Origin of the sequence: Vibrio anguillarum (assembly GCF_003390515.1) — a bacterium.
GTDB lineage: Bacteria > Pseudomonadota > Gammaproteobacteria > Enterobacterales > Vibrionaceae > Vibrio > Vibrio anguillarum.
Genome location: NZ_CP031478.1, coordinates 762391 through 785864 on the forward strand (window position 1 = coordinate 762391; position 23474 = coordinate 785864).

Annotated in this window: 19 protein-coding genes; 6 read left to right on the forward strand and 13 right to left on the reverse strand. The window is 44.2% G+C overall.

The features are described from left to right. Positions 1–16: 16 nt before the first annotated feature. Complete coding sequence (locus tag DD616_RS03175; protein ID WP_105976796.1) at positions 17–1861, forward strand: ABC transporter ATP-binding protein; 1845 nt, start codon at positions 17–19, stop codon at positions 1859–1861. Between the two features lie 97 nt (positions 1862–1958). Further along, entirely contained in the window at positions 1959–2663 is a 705-nt protein-coding gene (locus tag DD616_RS03180; RefSeq protein WP_208871444.1) for a DUF445 domain-containing protein, read from the forward strand. An 89-nt stretch (positions 2664–2752) separates the two neighbouring features. Here the strand turns inward: DD616_RS03180 and DD616_RS03185 are convergent, their stop codons facing one another. Continuing rightward, positions 2753–3508, reverse strand: coding sequence for a phosphatase PAP2 family protein (locus DD616_RS03185; RefSeq protein WP_081265595.1), 756 nt, complete (start codon positions 3506–3508; stop codon positions 2753–2755). 312 nt (positions 3509–3820) lie between these two features. Further along, positions 3821–5707 (reverse strand): PhoX family protein, encoded by a 1887-nt coding sequence (locus tag DD616_RS03190; protein ID WP_208871445.1) that lies wholly within the window; start codon positions 5705–5707, stop codon positions 3821–3823. A gap of 442 nt (positions 5708–6149) precedes the next feature. On the opposite strand from DD616_RS03190, the gene DD616_RS03195 reads away from it, so the two are divergent. Further along, a complete protein-coding gene (locus DD616_RS03195; protein WP_047688797.1) occupies positions 6150–6710 on the forward strand; it encodes a hypothetical protein in 561 nt (186 codons plus the stop codon). A gap of 23 nt (positions 6711–6733) precedes the next feature. Further along, positions 6734–8302, forward strand: a complete 1569-nt coding sequence (locus DD616_RS03200) for a methyl-accepting chemotaxis protein (protein ID WP_013868325.1) — start codon at positions 6734–6736, stop codon at positions 8300–8302. A gap of 116 nt (positions 8303–8418) precedes the next feature. Here DD616_RS03200 and DD616_RS03205 read toward each other — a convergent pair whose 3' ends face one another. The 7 genes from DD616_RS03205 to DD616_RS03235 all read right to left on the reverse strand — a co-directional run bounded on the left by DD616_RS03205 (position 8419) and on the right by DD616_RS03235 (position 17202). Further along, a complete protein-coding gene (locus tag DD616_RS03205) occupies positions 8419–9255 on the reverse strand; it encodes an arginase family protein (RefSeq protein WP_013868324.1) in 837 nt (278 codons plus the stop codon). Positions 9256–9261: 6 nt separating this feature from the next. Continuing rightward, entirely contained in the window at positions 9262–9996 is a 735-nt protein-coding gene (locus DD616_RS03210) for an IclR family transcriptional regulator (protein ID WP_010316838.1), read from the reverse strand. Between the two features lie 161 nt (positions 9997–10157). Beyond that, positions 10158–12044 carry a methyl-accepting chemotaxis protein gene (locus DD616_RS03215; protein ID WP_094124805.1) on the reverse strand — a complete coding sequence of 629 codons (1887 nt, stop codon included), beginning with the start codon at positions 12042–12044 and terminating at the stop codon, positions 10158–10160. Between the two features lie 326 nt (positions 12045–12370). Continuing rightward, a complete protein-coding gene (locus DD616_RS03220; protein ID WP_208871446.1) occupies positions 12371–13228 on the reverse strand; it encodes a hypothetical protein in 858 nt (285 codons plus the stop codon). Continuing rightward, complete coding sequence (locus DD616_RS03225) at positions 13228–14091, reverse strand: ABC transporter ATP-binding protein (RefSeq protein ID WP_088729359.1); 864 nt, start codon at positions 14089–14091, stop codon at positions 13228–13230. Before DD616_RS03225 ends, DD616_RS03220 begins: the two co-directional genes overlap by 1 nt. After that, positions 14088–14459 (reverse strand): GntR family transcriptional regulator, encoded by a 372-nt coding sequence (locus DD616_RS03230; protein WP_026028428.1) that lies wholly within the window; start codon positions 14457–14459, stop codon positions 14088–14090. Before DD616_RS03230 ends, DD616_RS03225 begins: the two co-directional genes overlap by 4 nt. A gap of 193 nt (positions 14460–14652) precedes the next feature. Then, positions 14653–17202: a glycosyl hydrolase family 18 protein gene (locus DD616_RS03235; RefSeq protein ID WP_094126664.1), complete on the reverse strand. Its 2550-nt coding sequence runs from the start codon at positions 17200–17202 to the stop codon at positions 14653–14655. Between the two features lie 474 nt (positions 17203–17676). Here DD616_RS03235 and DD616_RS03240 point away from each other — a divergent pair, with 474 nt between their 5' ends. Beyond that, on the forward strand, positions 17677–18300 hold the full coding sequence (locus DD616_RS03240) for a DUF2057 family protein (RefSeq protein ID WP_026028160.1): 624 nt from the start codon (positions 17677–17679) through the stop codon (positions 18298–18300). Between the two features lie 64 nt (positions 18301–18364). On the opposite strand, the gene DD616_RS03245 is transcribed toward DD616_RS03240, so the two are convergent. From DD616_RS03245 to DD616_RS03255, 3 genes are all read right to left on the reverse strand, one after another. After that, positions 18365–19750 carry an SLC13 family permease gene (locus DD616_RS03245; RefSeq protein ID WP_017043564.1) on the reverse strand — a complete coding sequence of 462 codons (1386 nt, stop codon included), beginning with the start codon at positions 19748–19750 and terminating at the stop codon, positions 18365–18367. A 195-nt stretch (positions 19751–19945) separates the two neighbouring features. After that, positions 19946–20803, reverse strand: a complete 858-nt coding sequence (locus DD616_RS03250; protein WP_019283476.1) for an alpha/beta fold hydrolase — start codon at positions 20801–20803, stop codon at positions 19946–19948. Between the two features lie 147 nt (positions 20804–20950). Then, positions 20951–21559, reverse strand: coding sequence for a TetR/AcrR family transcriptional regulator (locus tag DD616_RS03255; protein WP_208871447.1), 609 nt, complete (start codon positions 21557–21559; stop codon positions 20951–20953). Positions 21560–21685: 126 nt separating this feature from the next. Here DD616_RS03255 and DD616_RS03260 point away from each other — a divergent pair, with 126 nt between their 5' ends. After that, the gene (locus tag DD616_RS03260; RefSeq protein ID WP_013868314.1) at positions 21686–22642 is read left to right on the forward strand and encodes an AEC family transporter; all 957 of its coding nucleotides are present in this window, start codon (positions 21686–21688) and stop codon (positions 22640–22642) included. A gap of 57 nt (positions 22643–22699) precedes the next feature. Here the strand turns inward: DD616_RS03260 and DD616_RS03265 are convergent, their stop codons facing one another. Beyond that, positions 22700–23449 carry a substrate-binding periplasmic protein gene (locus DD616_RS03265; protein WP_208871448.1) on the reverse strand — a complete coding sequence of 250 codons (750 nt, stop codon included), beginning with the start codon at positions 23447–23449 and terminating at the stop codon, positions 22700–22702. Positions 23450–23474 lie beyond the last annotated feature (25 nt).

Here is a 23474-nt window from a genome sequence, read left to right on the forward strand (position 1 = left end):
GGCATAAGGATTTTCGATGTATAAAAAATTTGAAAGCTTTACCCAAGCCTTTCCCAAAGAGGAACCCAAACAGCCTCCTGCGACCTTATGGGCCTTTTGTCGTTACTACACGCGCGGCTTTGAAAAACCACTCATTTTAATGGCGTTAATCAGCACGTTAATTGCCGTTGTTGAAGTATCACTGTTCGGTTTTATGGGCCAACTGGTGGATTGGCTCTCATCCAGTAACCCAGAGACTTTCCTAACTGAGAACCGAGACACCTTGATCGGTTTATCTATTTTAGTACTCGTGATCATGCCACTTTTGATTGGCATCTATTCACTGTTGATCCACCAAACTATGCTCGGCAATTATCCCATGTCGATCCGTTGGTTAGCGCACCGTTATCTGCTCAAACAAAGCCTCTCTTTTTACCAAGATGACTTTGCGGGAAGAATTGCCACTAAAGTAATGCAAACGGCGTTATCCATCCGCGAAACAGTGATGAAGACCTTGGATGTGTTTGTCTATGTGTCAGTCTATTTCACTGCGATTGTGGTGATGTTGGCGCAAGCAGACTGGCGTTTAATGGTGCCGATGCTCGTCTGGCTCGCGGCCTACATTTGTATTCAACTTCACTTTGTACCACAGCTTAAAAAAGTAGCATCAGAACAAGCCGATGCTCGCTCAACCATGACGGGGCGCATTGTCGATAGCTACACCAATATTGCCACGGTCAAATTGTTCTCACACACCCGCCGAGAAACCGACTATGCCGAACAAGGCATGGAGAGCTTTTTAGACACGGTTCACCGCCAAATGCGTTTAGTGACTGGTTTTAACCTGTGCGTTGAACTCGCCAACTATATTTTGGTGTTCGTGATTGCGGCGACTTCGATTTATCTATGGATGCAGAGTGCCATCAGTATTGGTGCAATCGCGATTGCGATCAGCCTTTCATTGCGCATTAATGGCATGTCGAAATGGATCATGTGGGAAGTCGGTGCGCTCTTTGAAAACATGGGCACAGTCGTGGATGGCATGAAAACCCTCTCGAAACCGATCACCATTGAAGATAAACCCAACGCAAAACCGTTGCAGGTTGCACAAGGTGGCATCGAATTTGATGACGTGAGTTTCCACTATGGCGAGAATAAAGGCGTTATTAACCATTTAAACCTGACCATTAAACCGGGTGAAAAAGTGGGCTTAGTAGGGCGTTCTGGCGCTGGGAAATCGACTTTAGTCAATTTACTACTTCGTTTTCATGATGTTGAAGGTGGGCAAATTCGTATCGATGGGCAAGCGATCAATGACGTCACCCAAGATTCATTGCGCAGCAAAATTGGTATGGTGACGCAAGATACTTCACTGCTGCATCGCTCGATCCGCGATAACATTTTGTATGGCAACCCTGATGCAAGTGAAGAACAACTGCTGCAAGCCACCCGGCAGGCACACGCGCATGAGTTTATCGAAACACTCACCGACCCATTTGGTAACCTAGGCTATGATGCGCAAGTGGGCGAGCGCGGCGTAAAACTGTCTGGCGGCCAGCGCCAGCGAATTGCTATTTCCCGCGTGCTGTTAAAAGATGCGCCACTATTGGTACTCGACGAAGCCACATCCGCACTCGACTCCGAAGTGGAAGCGGCAATTCAAGAGAGCTTAAATGAGCTGATGCAAGGCAAAACCGTGATTGCCATTGCTCACCGTTTATCAACTATTGCCGCAATGGACAGGTTGATTGTACTCGATAAAGGTAACGTCGTTGAGCAAGGCACACACCAAGAGTTGATCGCTCAAAACGGCATTTATGCACATCTATGGGCGCACCAAACGGGTGGCTTTATCGGTTGCGACGACATTGAGATTGCTTAATGGTTTATCAACGGAGTTTGCGCTCCGTTGATGCTTCCACAATTCACTCTTTTTCCTTAGAATTCGCCCATTCCCTTTATTTAACTAGATTTGGATTATGAACAAGAGCTTACTCACTAATATCATTGCGCTAGCGCTCCTTGCTGCGGGCTATCAACTGGATAACACTATTACGCTGTATGCGGGCTTATTTGCCTTCTCTGGCGCAATCACCAACTGGCTTGCGATTCACATGCTGTTTGAAAAAGTGCCAGGACTATATGGCTCGGGTGTGATACCTGCTCGCTTTGAAGAGTTCAAAACCGCAATCAAGAGCCTGATGATGGAGCAATTTTTCACCCAGTCCAATATTGACCGCTTCCTCAGTAAAGAGATGACGGGCAGTAAAACGTTGGATCTTGAGCCTGTGATTGCCAAAGTTGACTTCAACCCAACCTTTGATTCTTTGGTCGAAGTGATTGCAAACTCTCCATTTGGCGGCATGCTGGCGATGTTTGGTGGAACCGACGCGCTACAACCACTCAAGCAACCGTTTGTCGAAAAAATGCAGCAATCTATGATTGATATCAGCCAAAGCGATAGCGTTAAACAAGCGCTCAAAGAGCAGTTAGAAGCTCCTGAGATGATTGAAGAGATCACCGCTAACATCGAAAACATCATCGATCAACGTCTCAATGAACTCACGCCTAAATTGGTGAAAGAGATGGTACAGAAGATGATTAAACAGCACCTTGGCTGGCTGGTTGTTTGGGGGGGAGTATTCGGTGGTTTGATTGGTGTGGCTTCCTCTTTCTTTGCCTGATTGCCGTTACTTATGTGATTGTAAAATGTGATTACAAAAAAGCCAGCACGTTTAAATGTGCTGGCTTTTTTATGATGACTCGTGACCCGTTAACAGAGATGAAGACGCGTTAATAGTGGTTTTAATTTAGGGTGATCTAAGGGGTACACCTTGGGTATCACAAGGTAAATCATGCTGACAAACAGCAAGGAACCGTATAAATCAACCGGACGATGCATCCCTAACCATAAGCGGCTAAAGGCGACCCCACAGGCCCAAAGCAGTAGACCTGCCGCAAAAATATAGCGCTTTTGTTCAATAAACAGACCACCAAAGAAAGCCAGACAAATAGCAGCGAAGATCGTATGGCCAGAAGGAAATGAATAGTCCTTTTCACCCTGCCAATGACGTAAACGCCAGTCACTGACTTGGGTTGCGATGTCGGTCATCACACTTTCTTTTTGTAATTCACTCAATTTATAAAAATGCGCAGGGTTTGGGATAAGTAACTCATACGTCATTAATTCGGTGTATGGACGAGGGCTCTCTGTCAGATGTTTTAAACCCGTTTTGGCAGCCATACCAATCATCAATAACAAGCCAATTTGAATAATGCGGTTAAGCAGTTCAATGCGGGAAGTCGCTGTCCGTGTTGCCAAAAAAGCCAACAAAGCAAAGGTAAAGCCAAAACCTTGCCAACCAGCCGAATCGGTTAAATAGGTAAAAAATGCACCGACGCCCTCGCTCACTGGCGTGGTCAAATCAATCGAAGACCCAACCAATGAGATGGGAACTAACAGCAACGAGAACAAGGCTAAGAGTACTAAGCCCGATTTTTTCATTTGGATTTGCTTTTTCACGCTCAATAGACACCGCTGGATTATTGAAGATCAGCATAATAACGGACGACACGCAAAGAACGTATCAAGCAATTGTCAATTTGAGGGAAAATAATCGCCCCGATCTCACCCTTTTTACTTATTTTCCTGACACAAAGAATTCATACATAACGTGTAGGAAAGGCAAACCAGACCATGTCCTGCCTAACCGAAACAACGTCTTCTTTCGTGCAAGATAGGAGACTCCAAGACCGTGAATGGATGATGGCAACAGCGTTGACCGACAGCAAGAATGTTAAAAAGGGAGCCGCAGCTCCCTTCAGAGGAAATGATCAGGGCTTATGCGCCAATCACCCCGCCGTCTTCACGAGTGATCATCATAATGGTCGAACGCGGCTTGGTGGTTCCGCCGTATGGGAAATGCGATGGCGCTTCATCTTCCCCAGGGTGTTGAACGCCAACAAACATGGTTTTTTGATCCGGTGAAAAAGTTAACCCTGTTATTTCACAAGCAATCGGCCCAGTTAGGAAACGTTTTACTTCACCAGTAATTGGATCCCCGCACAACATTTGGTTGTTGCCTTGCCCGGCAAAATCCCCTTTGTTGGAATAGTTGCCATCGGTTTGAATCCACAAGCGACCCGCTTTGTCAAAGCCGATACCATCTGGGCTGTTGAACATGTTGTCTGCTGAGATATTGTCGCTGCCCGCATAGAGATCGCCTTTATGTACCGTTGGGTTGCCCGCAATCAAGTACAGATCCCATGCAAACACAGTACTAGTGTGATCCTCATTGGCTGGCATCCAGCGCAGAATCTGGCCATAGTTATTCTTAGCGCGAGGGTTAGGACCACCAACAGGTTGCCCCTCTTTACCTCGGTTTTTATTGTTGGTCAGTGTACAGAACACGTGCTTATTATCAGGGTGAATCGCAACCCATTCAGGACGATCCATTGTCGTAGCACCCACTTGAGTCGCTGCGCGGCGAGCAAAAATCATCACTTCGGCTTGGTCCTTAAAGCCATTTTCTGGCGTTAAACCATTTTTACCAAAGGTCAGTTCAAGCCATTTTCCCGAGCCTTTCAGTTCTTTCTCATTCATATCAAACTTAGCGACAAAGAGGGTTCCTTCTTCTAATAAATTGCGATTCGCCGCATCGTTACCAGCTTGGTAGAGATTTTTTGAAACAAATTTGTATAGATGTTCACCGCGTTCATCATCCCCCAGATAGACCACAGCATGGCCGTCTTTGTTGAGAGTAAGCGCCGCATTCTCATGTTTGAAACGGCCTAACGCCGTGCGTTTAAGTGGCGTCGATGTTGGATCGTTCGGATCAATTTCCACCACCCAACCAAAGCGGTTTGGCTCATTGGGGTTTTTCGCAACGTCAAAACGCTCATCATGTTGGTGCCACTGATAATCACTGGGTTTGGCTTCAATACCATAACGCTTATGATCAGCCGTTAACTTCACGCCATCTTGGTTACTACCAAAGAAATCATCAAAGTTCTCCTCACACGTTAAGTATGTCCCCCACGGCGTTTGACCATTCGCACAATTGTTAAAAGTTCCCAGTGGATTTAAGCCCTTAGGATCAGTGGCGGTTTTCATTAGCGTATGGCCTGCAGCTGGCCCTGTGAGCAACATTGGTGTGTTTGCCGTGATACGACGGTTACGCTTCCCTGCGCGGTCAACCGTCCACTGGCCATTTTTGTTCATCACTTCAACGACAGTAACGCCGACCGCAGCTTGCGCTTTACGCACATCATCTGCTGTCATCGATTTACCTTTGTGATCAAACAAGTATTCGTAGTTGGTGTATTCATTATTAATCGCAAGTACACCGCGATCATCCGAAATTGGGAAGAAGCTCATGCCATCAGTGTTATCACCAAATTGAAGCTCTTGTGCTCGTGAATCTTGTTTACCACTTTGGTCAAACTCAGGAGCATCAACAGAAATGGGGTCACCCCATGAAATCAACGGGGTCGCTTTATACCCTTTAGGAACAACGATGGCATCTGCCGTTGAGACAGGAATGGCTTCAAAATTGAGCAGTGAAGAGCTCGACTTTGCCGCCACAGCCTTAGCAACTGGATTTAAAGATAAAAACGCGCCTGCACTGACTGCCGCACTACCCGCCATAAAACGGCGGCGAGAGAGTCTCGCTTCGATCATTTCACTAAATTGAGACTCTTGCTCTTCACGCTTCTCACGCTTCCACATGTTTGCTCCTTGACTTTACTTGTCTTGTTATTGGATTTTGCAAGCAGCTTAGCGGTCTATCGTGACAAATAAGTTAAATTTACATTGCTTAACGGTGACAGTGAGTTAAAAAATAAAATCTATGCGTTAGCTAAATAAGCCATTCAGCACAGCTGGGTCACCACAAGTATCACTCCAAAATCGATATTTTCTAACCGACCTCGTCGAGAAAACAATACAACCGGCACCGCCATCAAGCTTGTCAATTGTCAAAACGGATAGTTTTTTGTTTTGTTTGGCAAGAGATGAATATTCATTTGATCATGCGCTCAAATCACACCTATTTTTTTACAGTTTTCTATTCTTAAACTAGGCTCAAAGTGCATATGGATGAATATGAACATCTAAGATCACTACATACCTTATACACAACGCAAAATACCTAACTCGACTGGAGTCTGTTATGAAATATTTTATTTGCCTGATCGCTTGTTTCTCCTTTTCCTCCTTTGCTAATGAGTTTGAAGGGGCGCTAAAAAACTTCATTGATACCAAGGTGGCTGAAATCATTGCTAATCCCGTTTTAATCCAAGCCATTAATGCTCAAAACGCTCAACACGCTAACCTAACTCAAATGCAAATTGATCAACTCGACAAGGATTGGCGTAGCCAAGTGGGCCAAACCGATGCTCCACTGATCAACAAACTGCTCTCTTCCCCCGCATCTTCTGAACTTAAATCGATTCAACAAGCTAGCAACGGGCTAATTACGGAGATCTTTGCTATGGATAACAAAGGGCTGAATGTCGCCCAAAGCGAGATTACTTCTGACTACTGGCAAGGAGATGAGGAAAAGTGGCAAGACACCTACCTTAAAGGTCCAAGCGCATATCTAATTGGTGAGATAGAAGAAGATGAGTCGACCCAAATGTTTCAGTCACAGATAAGCCACAGCGTGGTTGACCCTAGCTCAGGGAAAGTGATTGGTGCCATCACCATCGGCGTTAACGTAGAAGCTCTTTAACTCATTGATCAGGATTACTCTATATGAGACTTAGTATTAGTCGGTTGGTAGTGGCAAGTGCGTCGCTACTTAGCGTTGTATCGCTGATTGCTATTTCCTATGCTCTATGGTCGAAAAGTGCCACAGTGATGTACTCGCTGAGCGCTCAAACTTATCAACAAATGGCGGCTTCTCTAGCTGAAAACGTCGCCACTTCGGTGCGCTTTAACAAAGTAGAGAGCTTGGAAGAGCGGGTTAAAGTCGCTGTCGATAGCAGCAATAAAGAACTCAAACATATAGCGGTTTTCCTTGCAGATGGATCTTTATTCTATCAATTAAATGAGAAGTCCGTATCTCCTAGCGGAGTCAATATAAAAAATGCGCTGACCCAAGCATCAACCAACGCCATCATTATTGAACAAAGCACACAACACGTGATCATCATCAACCCATTAACGTCGGGCAAGGAAGCAAAATTGGTGGGTTACTTAGTCACTCAGTGGCAATTTGACAAGGTCAATGCCATTTCCAAGGAACTGGGGCTATGGGCCATTTCAATTGGCATAACCTTCGTGTTGATTACTTTTATTGGCTTGTTTTTTATTTTGAGGAGCGCTCTACTGCATCCTTTAAATCAGCTGAAAAACTTATGTGAATCATTGGCTTCTGGTCGGTGTGACCTCAAGCAACGAATTCCATTTAACAAAGATAACGAGTTAGGTGACCTTGCCACAGCAATCAATATGTTCATTGAAAAAGTGGAACACACCTTCCACCCTATTGAACAAAACATCTGCAATGTCACTGATGTTACGAAAGCTGTTGAACGACAAGTGAAGCAGCTAGAACACAATATCAATGGTCAGCAGCGGGAAATTGCGCAATCAGTACAAATTGGTGAAGGTGCTCGGCAAAGCATTGCGTCAGTCACTGAGAATATCAATACTGCGTCGCTGTCTTTACAACAAGCAGTTATTTCTGGGCAAGAAAGTCAACAACAACTTAAACATGCATTAAGTGAAAATAAAAACCTAGCAGAAAAGTCACAAGTAACAGCAAAAACCGCTGAGAGCCTAAATGCCCAGGTTGAAAAAGTCACCGATATCTTACAGATCATCCGTACGATCGCTGATCAAACAAACCTGCTTGCGCTCAATGCGGCCATTGAAGCGGCTCGCGCGGGTGAGAATGGTCGCGGGTTCGCCGTCGTGGCAGACGAAGTGCGTAACCTAGCGGAAAAAACATCCTCTTCAACCAACCAAGTGGAAGAGATCCTTACCGTGCTTAGTAACTTTTCGAAAGACTTGATCGGCTACATGGGGGAAAGTGTCAATGCATCAATGAGTTGCGTTGAAGCTATTGAAAGTAGTAACGAGTTAGTCAGCCAAGCAATCAAGGATGTTAATCAAGCGAATAACGCCAACCACTTAGCGGTCAATTCATCTGATGAGCAACTGTCACATGTTGAAGATTTGCTAACGCAACTGAGCAATCTTAATCAACATTCACTCGAACTGCTTAATGACAGCAAAGTGATGAGCGATTGTAGTAAAGAGCTCTTCCAGAAAGCACAAGCCACTTCATTATCACTCAGCAAATTTAGTGCTCATTAACCTAATACTAAAAACCGAACAATACACTTAGCATACTTCAAATAGTTGAGTTCTATAAAACAAAAACCCCAGACAACTGGGGTTTTTGTTTGGTATATATGATAATCAATATGTCACTACGCAGCGTGGATCACATCAGGTGATAAAGCACATAGCTCATCTAAAATTTCTTTGGTCTGCTTAGAATAAATCAATTTATCCTTCGCCCCCACCAGTTGGATAAGCTTTACCTTGCCCGAAAGCGCACATTGCCTTAACGTTCTTAATACCATTTGGTTATCTAACGCGTTGTTCTCATCAACCCCCACTCCCGGAACTAAAGAGGCTAAATCAATCGTCACGATCAGTTGATCACAATGCTCTATGTAGTGACCTAATTGGCTTTTTAGTTGATTACGATGACGAAAACCACACTCATTCAGCGTTAACCAATCACAGCCTAAATCTTCTGCATACTCCCACACTTGGTTGGATTGATGCATTTCATCAATTCCAATACAAAATAGGCGCGTATTGTTATAGCGAGAGAGTGCAAAATGAAATGCAGAGCCAACTTGTAGGTCCAGCGTTTGTTTCAGCTCAAAATGATGTCCGATACTCACAATACCAACTTCGTCATTCTCAAAAGCCATCACTGGTAATGCATTGAGCAGCATTTCGTGACAATTCGCTAGTACGACGGGCACTGAGCTCAGTGCTAATTGATGGCTCAAGGTGTCTTGAAAACGGGTGGCATTTTTATCTTTGACGACTATATGTCCCGCATCAGAGTAACAAGGCGTGGATTGACGCTGATAGAGCCAATCTGATGCAAATTCAAGGCTCTGCTGAGCAAATTCAAACTCTACTTGAGACATTGGCTTTATCTGTTCACAGAGTGTCATGAACGTGAATGGATAAGCGGGTTGGCTCTGTGTACGACTCATACGGTAGCGTTTGAATAAACTTAGCATTATGAATTACCTTTCTGGTGGCAACGCTCTTGCTGCCTGCAATACATGTAAAATGATCCGCTGCTTGTTGGTTTCAACACGATGGGCTGGAGCCATCACTGAAATTGCGCCGATCAACTTACTCCCTTTCATTACGGGGGCACTAATTCCGGAAACGCCAGGATCAATTTCTGACGTGCTCACGGCGTACCCATTACGACGTATTTTTTCCAACTCTGTCTGCCATTTTTCCATTTGGTGGTCTTCACCAAAATAACGAAGAATTTTTTCACAGCGCGGAGCGGGTAAATACGCCAACATCACTTTAGATGAGGCACCTCGAAGCAGGGGTTGACTTTGACCCTGGACGAAGCTGCATCGAAGTGCCTGCATACTTTCTTTTTGGCTAACGCACAAGGCTCGGTATCCCACCGGAACCATGTATGCCGCCATTTCGCCTGTCTGTTTCTGTAATCGACTTAACACCGCATCGACTGCATCTAAATTGTGTTGACTCGTTTCATAACTGCGCATTAAAAGTAGAGCCGCCGAACCGATGATCAACGTTTTGTCGTGTGGGCTCTCTTCAATCAAGTTCCACTCTTTCAAAATCTTCAGATGTCGGTACAAACTACTCAGCGGAACTTGCAATTGTTCGCTCAAGGTTTTCGCTGATACTGGCTCTTCATTTACCGCCACTTGCATCAATAATTGCAGTGACTTTTCATTAACTTGGCTGGCCGATAATTTCGTTTCGTTCATGTTTTCTTTTTAGCCTCATTTATTCCACGCCTCAACTATGATTCTTATATATCGAGAATTTAAGATTAATAACAGACTTGCTTTCTCACCAAGTGAGAAAACATAACAATCTGATCAAAAAAAGGCTCCGCAGAGCCTTTTGAATAAGAAAGAAACAACCGTTACGCTAATTTAAATGTCGCCACTTTTGCACTCAGCTCTTCCGCTTGCTGCTTGAGTTCGTTGGATTGGCTCAAGCTATCTTCTGCACCAATGACCAGTTGCTCTGTCACATCCTTGATAGAAGTGACATTTTGTGTAATTTCACTAGTCACATGCGTTTGTTCTTCGGCTGCCGTCGCAATTTGCGTCGCCATATCACTGATCAAGGCAACCGCTGCTTTAATTTCTTCAAGCGCACCGGATGCTTTATCGGCATCTTCCACTGAGTTCTCAGCGAGCGTTGAGCTGCTTTGCATCAACGATACCGCACGTTTAGTCGTTTCTTGCAGGGTATCAATGGTTGATTTTATCTCTTCGGTAGAAGTATGGGTGCGCTGAGAAAGCACACGGACTTCGTCTGCTACCACTGCGAAACCTCGGCCTTGCTCACCCGCTCGCGCAGCTTCAATAGCCGCATTCAGCGCAAGTAAGTTGGTTTGTTCTGCAATGCCTTGAATGGTTGCCAGTACGGTCGAAATCTCTTGCGCGTGTTGGTTTAGTGCGGCAATCACGCCACTGGCCTCACTCACTGATTTTGCCAAGTTATTGATCGAGCCTTTGGTATGAATCACCAAGGCATGTCCATTGTTGGTGCTGGTTGCCGAGTCTTGCGCCGCTTTTGCCGTTTGCTCTGCGTGAGAGGCTATCTCTTGCGTTGCCGACGCCATTTCAGTGACCGCAGTAGCGACCATCACAATTTCTTGCTGCTGGTGACTAAGCTCTGATGCCGATTGATTAGCGCGATGCGCGCCATGTTCTGATTGCGCTTCCAATTGATGAGACTGGTGACGAATATGGCCAATAAGTTGTTGTAAGCTTTCCACAAAGGTATTGAAGTTTCTGGCCAATTCACCTACTTCATCGCTGTTCTCTACTTCAATACGTTGGGTTAAGTCACCACTACCGTTTGCAATTTGTGCCAACGCTTGAGAAACATTATTCAAAGGACGGAACAAAATATTACACAATAAGTTGAACAGCAGAGTACAGAGTATGACGACAACGGCAGTAACAATGAGCTGGCTGAAAGTAGCTTCAGATAAAGGTGCGATGAGCGAATCGTGATTGATGACCACAACAGTACTGAGATTCGTTCCGTTGATGCTTCGGGCGTAGAGAACATACTCCTCACCTCGAATATCCACCAATAAATCGCTGCTTTTCGCAATCGCTTGGCGGATATCAGCGAAATTTAAACCCAGATCAGAAACACTTTTATTGAGCAGCTTAGTATCACTATGGGTAAAAATATTGCCTTTATCGTTAGCAATAAACATGTACCCCTCACCCGGCAAAATAACTTGCTTCATGCTGTTGAGGATGTCAGTAATTTCTACGTCGGCGCCTAAAACGACTTGTTGGCCATTTAAATTCAGTGCCTTACCTAATGAAACCACATTAGCGCCCGTTGCCGCAGCAACGGTTGGGTTATCCATAAACACTTTTGATGGGTTTGCTTTAGCGTTTGTATACCAGCCCCATTTGCGCGGATCATCGTTCCCCGGCGGCAAGATGACACCATTAGCGTTGTTTTGCGAACCGTCGGGGTAAGCAAGAAATACGTTGTCAAACGCTGCAGAATCTCGAACTTGTTTTAAATGTGTCACGATGGCTTGTTTCTCGGCATCTTGCGACAGCGAGGTTAAAGCACGCTCTTTCGACAGTAACCAGTCCGTCACATACTGATTATAAGAAGCGGTGGTACTTTGTAATCGTTGTTCAACATCAATATCTAATCGCTCCAGTGCAGCTCGATACGACAATGCTTCAACGAGTAATCCCCCAAGAATAATGGCAGCGCTGGCTGAAATCGCCAGTTTGTTTTTTAACGACATTTTTTTAAACATAGGTAGACCTATTTGTAATAGTAATTTAACTCAAACCGATAGAATTCTCGATCAATTGGACATTATAATTTCAAGCCTCGAAATAAAACTTGAAGCGGTCCACGTCTTTGTCATTGCTCACAAAGGACTACAAAATAGCATAGTGCATTTAACACATTTATATCATGTGGGTCAGAGAGTTGATTACTCATCACTTTGGAACTAACTTCTAATTTTGAGTGAATTTTTCTGGTCTAACCTTTTCTATCCTCACCATAGTAACCGCAGGAAGTAGGCGAAAAAAAAGAGAACAAACGCTCTCTTTTTGATTAAGCTTAACCAGAAACTTATCGGGTCAACAGTGACTTCAATGAAAGTTCATCAGTACTATAGAGCTTGTGGCTAATCCAGTAACTGGCGATACCAATCATGATATACACAAATAAATTACCCCAACCAGCACCTTCAAAAGCCGTGAACATGTTTGAAGAAGTCATTAACTGCAACGGCAAGTTGAAAATCGCGTGGTAAAACTCCCCTACAATGTCAGAATTCAGCATAACAATCGAGATCCATTTAAGCGCGAAACCGCCCACGAACATCACAAGGATCGGCGAATTAAATATCTGTGAAATAACTAAAGTAAAGCAGGCTAATGGCAGCATCGTCACAGCAATCACCCACATGATACTGAGGTAATTCAACCAGTGTTGAACGGCATATCCTAGAGAACGTTGTTCAAATAGTAGAGCTAAACGGTTTTCTGTCGCTAAGTTAAGCCCCCACAGCAGAGCGTCCGCACAAATGACTAACACGGAACAGACCACAGGAATTACAAATAAGCCAAACCCCAGTTTCACTATGTGGGTCATATTGTTCGTCACTGGCATGCTGCGCCAGAACATCGAGCTTCCCTCTTTACGCTCCTTGCGGAATGTTCTGGGGAAATAGAGTGAACTGAGCATTAGCGAAATAAAACCAACAAGCATGATGATAAAGGTGTTGAAATCATCCACAAATTCGATATGGACATCACTGATGTCGCCACCAAATTCCATCTCAAAAAACAGGTTGTGTTGCAGTGTATTGTTCATTAACAAACTGATGAACAATAGGGTTCCGCATACCAATAGAAACAAAGGAATACGCGTAACATTTTTGTTTTCAATCAGCTCTTTTTCAAGCATATAAATACTGGGGTGCATTATGCGCTCTCCTTCTGCAAGGCAAGAAATAGTTCAGCAAGTTTTACACTGTAAATAGAACCAAGCCCTTCAACGGCTTGACGGTGTTCTGAAGTCAACAACCACTTTGTTGTTCCCAAGCTTGGCTGAGATGCCAAAGGACGATAGGTTTGGATAACGTCTTGATGTGCGTTACTGGCCTCTAGAACAAAATACCCTTGTGTAATCGCCTCCATTGAGTCTTGCAGCACGACCTTACCTTGCTTCAAGATCAGCACATCCGTTAGCAAATGTTCAATTTCCGATACTTCATGACTAGCAATAATCAAGGCACGCTCACCATCATGAAACCATTCGAGTAAGTGACGATAGAAGGTATCACGGTAGATTAGGTCCAAACCAAGAGTTGGCTCATCTAAAATCAGCACTTTGGTATCGGTGGCAATCACAATGGCTAAATGCAGTTGTACTTTCATCCCTTTTGATAAGGTACGAATTTTACTTGATAAACGAATGTTGGTTTGTGCAAGGACTTGCGTGGCCTTGTCTAACGAGAAGCTGGGATGCACGCCTGACGTATAACGCAAAATTTGTTTAACCGTCATCCAATCTGGCAACACATTGACGTCTGAAATGTAGGAAAGATGCGCCATCACTTGCGCATGTTCCGTAATCGGATTTAAGCCCTGGATCAAAATGTCACCTTGATAATGGTGAGCACCGAGCAACGACTTAATTAAGGTCGACTTGCCCGCACCATTATGTCCGAGCAAACCGAGCACCTGTCCTGCGTAGAGCTTAAAGCTCACATTCTGCAGAGCTTCCGACTCGGCATGCTTTGCGTACTGTTTAGATACACCGTTGACTTCGACTAATGGATTCATTGGTCACCTTCAATATGCTGTTGTAGTTGGTTGATAAAATCCTCAAGCGGCATCGCCAATAGCTTGAGTGTTTGTGCAATTTCTGGGATCTGTTGCTCTAAAAAGTGCTGCTTTTGTTTCGCCTGTAATTGCGCTAGCGCTCCTTTCGCGACATACATACCTTGACCTCGTCTTTTTTCAACAATGCCTTCGTCAACAAGCAGTTGATAGCCTTTCATGACAGTTAAGTGATTGATTTTCATATCTGCCGAAACGGTTCTTACCGAAGGCAACGCACTATCTTCTAGCCAAATACCTTGTAGGATCTGCTCGGTAATTTTGTCGGCTAGCTGACGGAATATGGGTTGGTTATCTTGCCAATCTGTCACAATTTTATACCGATATAGTGTTATACACATATATAACACTAAAGCAAAAATATTGAATTGCAAGTGATGAATGAAAAAACATAGAAAAACGCACAAAAAAGCCTCGTGTTAGAACGAGGCTTGAAGTCATTGTTTGCAATAAAAAGTTTATTAAACCCGTTAGCTTATTGAGGTAGCTGGTTTATTAAAGCAATCAGCTTGTTGGGCAACTCGCAGGGCCAATCTCTTTCCATACTCCCCACACACCAGTAGTCGATGGGTTTTCGCCAGTTGTCCACCACTTGGCTTCCCATACTTTACCAGCCCAAGAAACTTGTTGACCGCCAGTATAAACCGCTGATTTATCCCACAAGTTACTGCAAGTGTCACCACCACCAGAATCTTTCTTCGCCACGATAACCGATGCACTTGCAGAGGCCGCCGCTTTACCATCACTGACAGTTACAGTGAAGCTTAGCGTGGTGTCTTGGGTATACTCAGGAGCAACAAACGAAACACTCGCACCTTGAATGGTTGCATTTAGGCCTGCAGGTACATCCCATACGAAAGTTAAGGTGTCTTGATCGACGTCACTTGAAGCGGAAGCGTCCACCACCACAACCTCACCGGCACTGGCATTGCTTGGCGCAGTAATCACCGCCACTGGTGGCGTGTTCACAGGCTCAGTTGCTTTAGGTTTGACCGTTACAGTCACAACATCAGAAGCCGTTGCGCCTTTGTTATCTGTGACCGTCAACTTGAACGTCAGCGTTTGTACTTGTACCACTTCGGCCGCGTCAAAACTGGCTCGTGCAGAATTAGCGTTTACTAAGCTCACTGCTGTGCCCGCCGTTTGCTGCCACACGTAACTGACAATAGTACCATCACTGTCTTTTGATGCACCGCCATCAAGAACAACACTCACCGGACCAACCACCGATTGATCAACACCTGCATTTGCAGTGGGCACGCGGTTCGCGGGGGGTGTAGTACCTCCTCCTGCTAAGCTTTCATGCATCGCATTTAGGATGTCACCATTATCAGCGTCAATCTCCCAAGAGAACAACCCGGCCAAACCAAGGTTTCGAGCATAGGCGCCTTTGGCTTTGATTGAACGGTTATCGTCAAAAGTAACCAGTTGGCCCGTTGTACGATTCCAAACCCAAGGTGCTTCAGCTTGTGCATCGTATCCATATTCAAAGCCATTAATACCGGTATTATTAGCCCCTAACATGAATGATTTGATGCCTTTATAGTCAATCACACCCGCTTCCCACACGCCTTGCGCGGAAGTGCCTTTCAATTTTCCGTTACCTACCCCTGTCATCGGGTCGGTTGGATCACTTAATGAAGCCGGCATCACCCCTTCCCAGCCACGGCCATACATAGCCGCACCTAAGACTAACTTATTAGCAGGGACACCCTGTGCTAGCAGTAACTGGATACCATTATCCGCCGTATAAGCTGGGCCTTTATAAGGTTCGCCATTTTCATCTACTCCTTTCCCATCACACTGACCAGGGCGCATGAATGATCCGCAGTAAAGCGCGGTTTGGTGGCCTAATACGTTATTCCAACCGCCATAAAAGTCATAAGTCATGGCAAAGATGTAATCCATATATTGAATGGCTTCGCCATAATTAACATCTTCAATCTTGTCATGACCAACACCAATTGCTGACGTGAGCTCATAAGTACGACCAGTTTCCGATTGCAATTCATCAAGCATGGCACGCAGTTCACGCATTAACGCAATGTACGCAGGGCCATCATTGACTGGGTCACCGCGATCCGCTGCTTGACCACCTCCTCCAGGATATTCCCAGTCGATATCAACACCGTCGTAGAATTTCCAAGTGGTTAGGAATTTCTTCACTGAAGCAACAAAAGTATCGCGATTGGCCTTGTTGGTAAAATCAAAAAATGGGTCAGAGAGTGTCCAACCACCAATAGAAGGAAGGATCTTGAGGTCTGGATTACGCTGTTTGAGCGCCATCAACATGGCATAGTTGCCCTTGATCGGAGAGCTGTATTGGTGACCCGCTTGCGGGAAACTCTTTTGATAGGCCGCCCAAGGGTCATGGATCACCACTTCGTAATCATTCACCCCATTACATGCTGTCATCAACGCGTTGTAGCTGTTTCCACCAACGGATTTCAATGATTCGTTAGGGCCACAAATTGGAATGAAGCCGTATAGAATATGCGTCAGATTATCAGCCGGGATGTTATCTACCGTATATTTTCGGTCATAGATGCCCCACTCAACAAAGTAGGTTCCAACCACCGTATCTTTATCGGTCGTGTAAGTCTTGTTATTGGGATCAATATTCATCACCAAAGGTTTGAGATGTGAGCCATCGGTATCGGCAATTGTTATCTCAACGGGTGCACTTTTGCTGCAACCTGTCGCGTCGCAAGCTTCGATTGTCATTTGGTAAACACCACCTTGTGCATAACTGAAGTTTGCGGTGGTTTGGCTGCCAGTGATTGGGCCTGTCGCGACCTGTGCGCCATCAAAATAGATTTTATACGTGTTGCCCGTTGTACCACTCCATTGGTTAAACTTAACGGCAATCGGCGCTTGGTCATAATATTTGACCATTTGGTTATAACCAGCCGTGCTTTCCATGGCTAATTCAACTTTAGAAAACTGTAGATTATTCGACCCATAGACATCGACGCTAGGGGTTGCTGGTGCTGCCATTGCCGTGCCCGAAAGAGCCATTGCAATACTTGCGGCGCACAAAGTAATACGATTCATACCTATATCTCTCATTTCTGAATGTTTCACTTACATTTAAGCAAGCTGCTCTTCTGATAAGGCATTGAAGAACATCCATTTCAGTATTTACAAGACTTATTTTTTTTAGCAAAAAAATAAAAACGCTTTTCGAGTCATCGTTAAAATTTTGTTATGGGGATTCACCGTGTTACATCTTAAAAGCAATTCTGAGTCAGGAATTCAGAATTTTGACAAAGCAAAGCAGGTAAGTTTAATTTTTTACGCTAATTAAGGCCTTTGAAGAAGACTAAATGGCATAATTTAAAATTAAGAGAATGACATTATCACGTGACTAACGATCTGATAATATTGACGAATGCATGACGCATGCCTCGCACTAAAGATGTTACATTTCAATGAAAATTAGTCACTTATGCCGTTGAGAACTTGCTTTTACAACCAACTATCGGCAACCTCTACTCTATTGCTTGCAAGGATAAAATAATGAACCTAATTAAACCGGCTTTATGTACATTAACCATGATCTTTAGTACCTCTGTATTGGCTAATATCACTCTTGAAATTCCAGACACCATTAACTTATTAGCGGTGAATGGTCAGAAGCCCGAAACTTCTGGCAGCCTATTTTCCTCAGCGAAAAGCCTTGAGCTGGCCGATGGTGAACAACAAATCGTCTTCAAATACGCGCCTTATTTTACGCAAGGGAATGATCGCGTGATTATCGAAAGCGATGCAGTCATTGCCACATTCACCGCAAAGGATGCAAAACTGAATTTTGCCATGCCTGAATACCGTGATGCACATCGAGCAGAGAAAGAGATTAAAACAATGCAATGGTCACTGATTGACCAAGCAGGCCAAACACTAGAGATAAAGCAAGATCGCCTTCTTAAAGAAGGGTATCAAGTAGGCCGTGACTATATCCGTGAAGCAAATGACTATAATCGCGCAGGGGGTATTGCGGCTATTGGAATGACGGATGTTGCTATGCTGCAAAATGAACTAGCTCAGTCAGGAAATGTACAAAACGCCGCCGAAGAAATGCTGCATTTTTGGTACAACAAGGCTGATGAGAAAACGAAAGCACGCTTTAAAGAATTCGTTAACCAACAGTAATAACATCTCAATATGAGCTCTCTGAATTGAGAGCTCATTAGTATTGAAGTAGTTTGTGCTTAGCTTACCAGAACAACATCGCAATCATGGTCAGCAAGCCAATACAAGCAATATTTAACATCATACCCACTCGCATCATCTCACTTTGCTTAATGTGTCCAGAGGCAAACACTATCGCATTGGGTGGCGTCGCAACGGGCAACATGAATGCACAAGAAGCCGCAATAGCAATCAATACAGATAGAATCACGGGTGAGATACCAAAGGCTTCAGCAACACTGGCAAACACCGGAATAAGCAGCGCTGCACTGGCTGTATTACTCGCGAATTCCGTTAGGAACACCACGAAAACAGCAATCACGAATACAATAAAGAACAGACCTAAATGAGAGATCAGGGCACTTAGTTCATTGGCTAGGAAAACGCTGGTTCCCGTTTGCTTAAGTACGTTGCTCAAGCAAATACCGCCACCAAACAGCAGTAATACCCCCCAATCTGCCGTTTTTTCTACATCTTTCCAGTGCACCACTCGGGCAAAATTGACCAAAACAATCGCACCCAGCGCAACCAGAGTATCAAAGCTCGCAAAACCACCCAGCATGGCATTGACTGGTTTGCTAAATATCCAACAAAAAACCGTTAATGCGAAAATACCAAGCGTGACGACTTTACCTTTATCCCAAGTAACAGGTTCATAATTGAGCTCGAACTCTCCATTAAGATCCGGTTTTAATGCGAAATATAAAATAGTAATCGCAATGGGCAGCATAATCGCCGCCGTTGGAGCACCAAATTTCATCCAATCTGTAAATGAAAGACCAACCTCAGCCGCGGCAATCGCGTTAGGAGGGCTTCCTACGATGGTTGCAATACCACCAATGCTGGCGCTGTAAGCAATACCTAACAGCACAAAAACATAGGTCGAATGACCACGGTCTTTATCCACTTTGCTGAGCACTCCAAGCACAAGCGGTAGCATCATCGCAGCGGTGGCGGTGTTACTGATCCACATTGAAAGCGCGGCAGTCACACCAAACAACATGAATACCGCAACGCTCATTTTCCCGCGCGCCATGATAAGAACTTTATCGGCAATAACTTTATCCAGCCCCTGCCGATGCATAGCAGCAGCCAATGCGAATCCACCTAAAAATAGGAAGATAATCGAGTTAGCAAAGTTATTGAGCGCCGTTTGGGTGTTAAAAACACCAAAAACGATGGCCATGATAGGCACAAGAATGGCAGTGACCGTGACATGTAAAGCTTCCGTTAACCACAGCACAGCAATAAATGCCAGCATACTAATGCCCAAAGCGACATTAGAATCAACAGGCAAGGCATTGTACAGGACAAAAAACAGGACAATATCGGCTAGGATGATAAGGCTGTTGCGGTTAAAAAACCATTCTCGGGTGTTGGAGGGTAAAGGGACACTATCGTTTCTATTCATTATTATTTTTCCTTATGAGGGCCTACTGGCAACAATATGATCACACATATTCAAACAAGGAGATAATAATTATTGCGAAATTGTTAACCTTATCAAGACTATGGTTAACAATTTAACACTTTGAAATAAATGGAAAACTATTGGTTAAATTACGCCCATCCAATTACGGCTTCAAATTAACTTAAAACGAACACCTTAGCATGGTATTCCTGCCAACAAATCAAATCCGGACTTAACTTGTTCACCTTTCATCACACGTCCATGTCCTTGGTTTTGGGTGGTAATAAGTGACACTTTCTCGATTTCTTCTGCCGCTCGCTTTGAAACAGAATATTTGGTGAACTTGTCATTCTCATCGTGAACAATGACGCTGCGAGATTGACGCTGAGCAAGCTTATGGTAAGGATCGATAGATTGAATGGGATAACGATATTGATCGGCAACTTCCGCAACAACGGCCTCAAATAAGCGCATCGAATAGCCAGACCTTGCCACACTGCTGAATAAGTTATCCAAATAATCCAGCACGGGCGCGACCAATAGCATTGGACAATGCTCAATTTTATGATGTCGGCACTCTAATGCGGCGGCCGTCCCCATACTGTGTCCAACGATACCAGCAACATTGTCAATACTATCGAGTATCGCTTCCAACCCTCCAACAAACGCAGGAATGTGACCATACACGCCCTCGCTTTGACCATGTGCTGGGTGATCATAAGCTAATGCCGTATAACCACGTGCCGCAATATGCTCCATCAGTGGATAAAACTGACTTGCCGTGCCAGACCAACCATGAGTCAATAACCAAATGGGACCACTTCCGAGTTGATAAGTAGTCAGAGCCCCTTCAACGCACATTACACGGCCAGTTTTCAGGCCAATTGGCGGCTGGTTTTGAGGCTTACTTCTTGCCGGAGTCAACAATACATTTCGTGCAACTTTTTTGGCATGTGACGGTGCGAGCGTGTGATGAAGACGAGTGCTCATATTGACCAATGTACGTTTCACACTGAATGTGTTTGAGGTGCTGAAATAGATTTTTTCACTCACTGAGTTGCCCTTCCTCTCGATAAAATAGAACGTTCGTACTATTTATAATTAAAAATTTTTATTTTATTAAGAATTTGATTTTGTTAAATAAAAGTGCATTTTCGCTGTTGCAGGCTCGTTCTTCTCGCTGCGAAAAGCGAGAATTAGCTAACATTGCTGCTTCACTATATTTCGCCATCGAGACATTAAATCGTCCACGCCTTTCCAAAAATGTTGATAACTTTCCACTTGGCCGTAGATCGAGTAGAACAAATGAGCACTTAAATAGAGTCCATACAACTCATAAGCAGCCTGCTTTACATCCAATTTCGGATGAAACTGTGCACTATCAACCCCTTTTTGAATTTGAATTTGCAAGTAATGAATCCAAGTCGCGATGGTTTTTTTAAGTACTTTTTGAATTGCACAATCACAAGTTGCGGCATCTTTCCACGCATCTAAAAACATACAACTGCCTTGGAATGAATGATTCCAACCTAACCAGTGCTCTAACAGCACTCGCAATTTAGCTTCGATATTCTCGTCGCCAATCAGGCGAGCCGGCGTAATAACACGCTCAGTAAACACAGAATGGGCATGCTCTAATACTGCAATTTGCAAATTTTCTTTAGCATTAAAATGCGCAAACAAACCACTTTTTGATAAACCGCACTGTTTTGCCAACTCACCGATAGTGATACTTTCCAAACCGCTTTCACTGGCTAATTCGAACGCTTTGTTCAGTACATTTTCTCTTGTAATTCTACCTTTGCTCATATTATGCCGACTCTCAATTCATACCATGCTATTTTTAGCACGTTCGTTCTTTTTTGCAAATTTGATTTTGCAAAATGAGGAACTGTGGAAGAATAGCAACGCTATGAGCAACTTCAATGGATTGATATGACAACGATTATCGAACAACTTTTGTTTTCGGCCTCAATTACAGGGCCTATCTGTTTGATGTTAGTACTGGGCGTTGTACTAAAGCGAACGGGGGTTATCAACGATAATTTCATCGATGTCGCGTCACGCATCGTATTCCAAGTCACCTTACCAGCCATGCTATTTCTTAGCATAGTCAAATCACAGCACGATTTTTCTTCCAGTGCAGCACTGATCGGCTATGGACTACTCGCTAATTTCCTATTTTTTCTTTTCACGACTTTTTTCACCAAAAAAGCGTTCCCACAACATCTGGATCACGGCGTGATCATCCAAGGCGGGTTTCGTGCGAATACCGCTATTATCGCTTTGGCTTATGTCGCAAATACTTATGGCGAACCTGGGTTAGCATTAGCGGCGATGTACGTTGCCGCAACCACTATCCTTTATAATATTCAAGCGGTGATAACACTCACGCCAAAAGGGGAAAGTTCAGGGCTCAAAGCCGCAGGAGTAATAGCCAAAACACTCACCAAAAACCCACTGATTATTGGTATTCTGCTCGGTGTTTTATGCTATTCCTTATCTCTTCCAATCCCGAAAATGGTCACTGATGCTGGCCAATACTTTGCCAATATGACACTACCATTAGCACTACTGTGTACTGGCGGCTCACTCAATATAGGTTCACTCAGAAGCGACAAAGCACCGGCTTGGTTTGCCACTGCCCATAAGCTGATTCTCGCCCCGATATTGATCACATCGGGTGCGTTACTTTTTGGCTTTCGCGGGTTAGATCTCGGGCTAGTCTTTTTGATGAGTGCATCCCCTACCGCTGCGGCCAGTTATGTTATGGCTAGAGCTATGGGAGGAAATGCAACCTTAGCGGCCAACATCATTGCATTGACGACCGTATTTTCACTGTTTACTTGTACACTAGGCATCTTCCTGCTCGCGTCTCTGAACTTAATTTAACCGCCTTTTAATTCACTGCGGAAAGGTAAGAAGGAAGGGCCATTCAAAAAAAGCGAATCATTCAATCATGGAGACATCACTTTCTTTCAGTCCATGATTAAATAGCGTCAACAGTTGCTCACTTCGTTCACCCATTTTAGGGAACAATAGATAGTTATTATTGATGAGAAAAGGTTTGGGATGGTGCGTGATCATTTCTCGCCATTGCGGTAAGTATTTATCCAGAGTGTAATAACCGATATGAATTTCTTCTGGCATGAGATCAATCCTCTTTTTCACCAGCCGTTCGAAGTTCTGTTTTGGATCATTGACTCGAGACATTTTTATTTGCTGCGTTTCTAACAATCTGTCTAACTCGGCACCATAGCTGTAGGCAATGCCACCTCCTAAATGTAACCCCTTAAGATCATAGAGACTTTCCCAGTGAAAGTCGGTTTCTTTATGGTGAAAAAACACGAAGCGTTCATCGCTCACCGCTTCACTATAATAAAAATCTACCGTTCGCTCTTGGTTAAACATCCAAATAGCAGTTGCATCATAACGTCCAGCTTTGGCTTCGGCGTATGCTCTCGCCCATGGGAAAAAATGAAACTCAACTTCGTAGCCAGCATCCTTAAATACTTTACGGATGATCTCAGCAACAAAACCATTATTTTCAAGGTGTTGACCAATAAACGGCGGCCATTCACCAGCACTAATACGAATAATATGATTATTGTGTATTGAGGATGGCGCTGCCCATGCGGGAATAGAAATCCATGATAGGATGAGACAGAGCCAAACCTCATACCATCTTAAAGATTTCATTGCCGTACCTGAACATTGAGCAAAC

What these genes read in the sequence shown, in the direction of transcription:
- DD616_RS03175 (WP_105976796.1), top strand. Translation starts at nt 17, where the DNA reads ATGTATAAAAAATTTGAAAGCTTTACCCAAGCCTTTCCCAAAGAGGAA.
- DD616_RS03180 (WP_208871444.1), top strand. Translation starts at nt 1,959, where the DNA reads ATGAACAAGAGCTTACTCACTAATATCATTGCGCTAGCGCTCCTTGCT.
- DD616_RS03190 (WP_208871445.1), bottom strand. Translation starts at nt 5,707, where the DNA reads ATGTGGAAGCGTGAGAAGCGTGAAGAGCAAGAGTCTCAATTTAGTGAA.
- DD616_RS03195 (WP_047688797.1), top strand. Translation starts at nt 6,150, where the DNA reads ATGAAATATTTTATTTGCCTGATCGCTTGTTTCTCCTTTTCCTCCTTT.
- DD616_RS03200 (WP_013868325.1), top strand. Translation starts at nt 6,734, where the DNA reads ATGAGACTTAGTATTAGTCGGTTGGTAGTGGCAAGTGCGTCGCTACTT.
- DD616_RS03205 (WP_013868324.1), bottom strand. Translation starts at nt 9,255, where the DNA reads ATGCTAAGTTTATTCAAACGCTACCGTATGAGTCGTACACAGAGCCAA.
- DD616_RS03210 (WP_010316838.1), bottom strand. Translation starts at nt 9,996, where the DNA reads ATGAACGAAACGAAATTATCGGCCAGCCAAGTTAATGAAAAGTCACTG.
- DD616_RS03215 (WP_094124805.1), bottom strand. Translation starts at nt 12,044, where the DNA reads ATGTTTAAAAAAATGTCGTTAAAAAACAAACTGGCGATTTCAGCCAGC.
- DD616_RS03220 (WP_208871446.1), bottom strand. Translation starts at nt 13,228, where the DNA reads ATGCACCCCAGTATTTATATGCTTGAAAAAGAGCTGATTGAAAACAAA.
- DD616_RS03225 (WP_088729359.1), bottom strand. Translation starts at nt 14,091, where the DNA reads ATGAATCCATTAGTCGAAGTCAACGGTGTATCTAAACAGTACGCAAAG.
- DD616_RS03235 (WP_094126664.1), bottom strand. Translation starts at nt 17,202, where the DNA reads ATGAATCGTATTACTTTGTGCGCCGCAAGTATTGCAATGGCTCTTTCG.
- DD616_RS03245 (WP_017043564.1), bottom strand. Translation starts at nt 19,750, where the DNA reads ATGAATAGAAACGATAGTGTCCCTTTACCCTCCAACACCCGAGAATGG.
- DD616_RS03255 (WP_208871447.1), bottom strand. Translation starts at nt 21,559, where the DNA reads ATGAGCAAAGGTAGAATTACAAGAGAAAATGTACTGAACAAAGCGTTC.
- DD616_RS03260 (WP_013868314.1), top strand. Translation starts at nt 21,686, where the DNA reads ATGACAACGATTATCGAACAACTTTTGTTTTCGGCCTCAATTACAGGG.
- DD616_RS03265 (WP_208871448.1), bottom strand. Translation starts at nt 23,449, where the DNA reads ATGAAATCTTTAAGATGGTATGAGGTTTGGCTCTGTCTCATCCTATCA.